This is a genomic window from Capnocytophaga felis (assembly GCF_009684755.1).
In the GTDB taxonomy this organism is placed as follows: domain Bacteria; phylum Bacteroidota; class Bacteroidia; order Flavobacteriales; family Flavobacteriaceae; genus Capnocytophaga; species Capnocytophaga felis.
This window is the reverse complement of sequence record NZ_BLBC01000033.1, coordinates 1-3,982: the sequence shown is the minus strand read 5'-3', so window position 1 is coordinate 3,982 and position 3,982 is coordinate 1. Positions and strand designations below refer to the sequence as shown.

Annotated in this window: 3 protein-coding genes; all 3 read right to left on the bottom strand. The window is 37.2% G+C overall.

All coding sequences use genetic code 11. From position 1 onward, the window contains the following. A partial coding sequence (locus tag GN105_RS12730; RefSeq protein ID WP_155285764.1) for an SH3 domain-containing protein occupies positions 1–1,405 on the bottom strand: 1,405 nt, incomplete at its 3' end. 12 nt (positions 1,406–1,417) lie between these two features. Further along, entirely contained in the window at positions 1,418–1,822 is a 405-nt protein-coding gene (locus GN105_RS12725) for a PAAR domain-containing protein (protein WP_155285763.1), read from the bottom strand. Between the two features lie 16 nt (positions 1,823–1,838). Continuing rightward, positions 1,839–3,728, bottom strand: a complete 1,890-nt coding sequence (locus tag GN105_RS12720; RefSeq protein WP_155285762.1) for a phage baseplate assembly protein V — start codon at positions 3,726–3,728, stop codon at positions 1,839–1,841. Positions 3,729–3,982 lie beyond the last annotated feature (254 nt).

Below are 3,982 nucleotides of genomic sequence, written 5' to 3'. Positions count from 1 at the left end.
TACTTCGGGTTTGGGTTTCCCTCTCGGGGTCGGTCAGGTAAATATGAGACAGAGAGGATGTAAAAACGTACTCTTTCTTACCTTTTGCCAGTTCAACATATTCATTTTCAATCCAAAATGTTTTTCGTTTTTCGGGTGATAACCATCTTTTTTCTATGGCTTTCCCATCAACAATATCGTCAAAAGCTGTCCAACGATGGACTTCTTTGATAAACACTTCCTCTATGGGTTGCACCTTCGTGTAAGTGGCAGTTTTAGAAATAACCTTTACGCGAGTACCCTTATGGTATGGGGGCGATACAAAATTAAGCTTTAGATAAGACTTTAATTCTGTGCCTTTTTTAAGCTCAAAATAAAATTTTTCATTATCTCCCTGTTTTTGCTTATTTTCGATGAATTCTTTACCATCATCGGGAGTAAACACCTCAATATGAGTCGCTACATAATTCGGATTATTAAACAATCCTTGCTTGCCTACCCAACCAATAAGCTCACCCGCTTTTACGTCAATATCACAAGTTACCACTTCGTCTTTCGGACTATAACTTTTCAGAAATTTAGGTAATAAATTAGGTTCTGTAGCAGTTTTCCCCGTATCGTTTTTCTGAGCTTCTTTACTCTCAGAAGGTTTTGTAGCCAAATGTTCCTCTAAGATAAATCCTTCCTTACCTTGGTATCCGACTTTATACCAAGTATGTTTTTTGTCCTTCCCTTGAACTTCGGTTTTATCCAAGATGGTTACTTTTTCTCCATCTTTGATAACTCCTTTTGTGGGAGTATTGCTTCTCGCCTGCGAATACAAAAGAAGTCCTCTATCGCCTCTCTTATCACCCCAGAAAACAATCCTCCCCGATTCGTTCAATGTTTTTGTTTGGTTCTTTTCTTGCGGAATTTGAACATTTTTTCCTTCAAAAGCTACCTGATAAATACCTTGAACTTCATCTTTGCTTTGTATTTGCACTTGTGAGTACAAAGGTATAAACGATTTGCCATCTGACGAAAACACACCGCTTTCTTGTTTAAATACTTTTATTTTTACGGTATATATGTTTTCCTTATTTTGCTCTTTGGGTTTACTTTCCTCCTTTTGTTGTTGTGAACCAAAACTCAAATGCTGGTACAAACTGTAAAAAGTCATTTTTTTCTTCCCACTACTTTCATAATCGTGACGTATAACCACAAAATTGTTTGAGAAAAAAAACTCTTTCCCTCCCTTACCTTTCACTTTCTTAAGTTCTTGGTTGTATCGAAAAGCTATGATTTTTCCGTCCGCAATAGCTTTTATGGGTGTTTTGTTTTCTACCCCTTCGATATGTATTCCTCCGTGCCAACAGTGATAATATCCAATAGGATAAAATCCGTTTTGTAAGCTCGTGTTCTTTTCTGCCGGATAACTAACTTTCATAAAAAATCATTTTTAAATATTTAAATCAAAAAATGGTAAGTTATTTATTTCCTCTTTTTTTTCGAAAGTTACTTCCGTAAAAGCAAGTGCTTCGATAGCTTCTATTTCCATAGGTGAGCTTCCTCCCGTACCTATCAAAACCGTAGCCTCTCCACTTACGATTGTACCTCCGTGGGCGGTCATATCACCTACAGTTGCCGCAGGCTTTCCCTCTATCAACACACTATTAACTCCTTGCACAATAATATCAGGTCCGCCTGTAGCACATATGCAAGTTTCTCCTACAGTAGTGGCGGGCTTTCCTCCAATAAGCACACTGCTTGCCCCTTTGCTTACAGGTCCTCCTACGTGAGGTGTAGTCCCCGTGGTCATTGGGCAAACGTGCATACTCCCTTGTGTAGCTGCTTGTCCTGGCATTTTTCTGTATTTTTAATTAGTTAATTTTCACAATGTTTGCTGTTATCTCAGCTAAGCTTTTACCTGTAACTTTAGTTTGGGCTCCATTGAATTCAGCTTGTGTTTTACCTTCCACAATAGTAGTATCTGCTCTCAAAGTGGCTTTATTTTGAGCCTCAACCCTCAAAGTATCGTTACTTTTTAATGTCATTTCCTCTTCTGACTGCAAACGAACACTCGTTTTACTTAACAGTTCCATATCCGATTCCGAATTAAGAACTGTTTTTGATTTTGAATTGATAAATACATCCTTCTGTGTGGTAATCTCCACATTTTCTTCAGCATTTAACTTTATGTTTTTTGCTGAAAATTCCATCGTTTCTACTGATTGTACTAACAGAGATTTTTGTTCCGTATCAAAAGTAATTACACTTCCGTCTCTATCCTTGATAGTGATTTTTTCGGCATCTTTTGTATCATCAAACGTAATTGTGCTACCACTTTTCGTAGTAATACTCCTTACATTATTTGAAACCCCCGAAGCATTTTTGCCGTGAAACATACTGCCACTCACATAAGGACGATGAGGATCACCCTGCTCAAAACTTACCATTACCTGATCGCCTAATTCCGGTATAAATACTACTCCTCGATTACAGCTACTATCCGATAACAAACCCCCATCAATACTCTGCACCCTGAGCCAATTCGTCTTCAAACCTTTTTGTTCTTGCCAATAAAATTGAACTCGCACTCGACCCCGTCCATCAGGATCATCGTTATCCACAACCCTCGCCACCTCGGGGTAAGCCACCGTTTGCGGAGTAAACAAACAAAACTCCAAGCCTTCGGGAACAGCCATAAAATGATTAACATACCCTCCATCTCTGGCTACTTGATGTTCCAAAAATATCACTCGATATACCCCTATCTCCCTTCCCAAATTATAATGCTCCGAAAAGTGAACCCGTATCAAACCTCCTATCTTAACTCGGGAAGTCTTCGTCTTACCCTCTATAATATGCATCCTGCCTAAAGTACCCACACAATGTCCTTGCAGAACACTATCCAATTCGCCCGATGTACTCGTCGCTGCAGGCGATATATGCATCGAATTATCCGAATATAAACCCTTATGACGTTCCAAAAGCGGAGTAAATATCGTATTTTGACGCTTAGGAATTGTCGCTTCTTGAGATAGCAAATATGTATCTTGCTCCGCAAAATAATCATAATGTGAAAAACGATGTGCAACAGTCTGGGTCGATGTACGAAAACTGATGATATCCTCATCAAAAGTAAGCTTCTGCTGATTGCCCGAAGGTGGCTCTCCAAAGACTAAAGTCTTTCCATCGTAGAAAAATAATTCGTTATAAATCGAAGACAAACGATTTAAAAATCCGAATACACTTTCCTTATACTGCATTGCAAAGGGAAGAATCCCTTCAAATTTTGGAACACAATGTGTAGCGAAATGTTGTGAATAATCATTCGTCAAATTCTCTACAATATCCAAAAGAGTACTATCCGTAAAAGAATGCATTGAGGCAGCTCCATCAAGTAAACAAACAGCTCCTTTGCCTTTATAGCAAAGAGAATTCACATTCGGCTTGTCTCTTGCAGTTTCCCAAACATTACTAACCACCTCTGTAATAAAACCAACAAACTCATATCTATTAGACGCGTGCTCAAACAAGATATGAATACGTTCGCCTACATAATTCGTAAGCGATTGAGGGGGAACGCGAGAAATTAAATCCTCTTTACCTAAAAAATCCTGTGTAAACTCAAAACTATGACAAGAATTAAGTTCTTGCCTAAGTATCAAAGTATTAAATACAATTGGAGACCCCTGCAAATAAACAGACGTTTTTACATCTTTTAAGTCGGATAAGAAAGTCGAAAATGTGTTTGATGTCGATTCCATAGCAATAATTTTTTTAATAAAGAAAATTTCCTCAAAATTTTAACATCGTTTAAAGAATTTTATACCTCTTTAAAACGCTCGAAAGGTACAAAAAAAAATAGAAAAAGTAACCTTGAATAAAATTATTTATCAAAGTTAACATAAGATGGTAAAAAACTTCTTTATAATCCTGTTTAAATATCCTTTATAATTCTAAAAAAATCAAATCATCTCAAAAGAAAATTTATGATTTTTAAGAAAAACAAAAGAAAAAT

What these genes read in the sequence shown, in the direction of transcription:
- GN105_RS12725 (WP_155285763.1), bottom strand. Translation starts at nt 1,822, where the DNA reads ATGCCAGGACAAGCAGCTACACAAGGGAGTATGCACGTTTGCCCAATG.
- GN105_RS12720 (WP_155285762.1), bottom strand. Translation starts at nt 3,728, where the DNA reads ATGGAATCGACATCAAACACATTTTCGACTTTCTTATCCGACTTAAAA.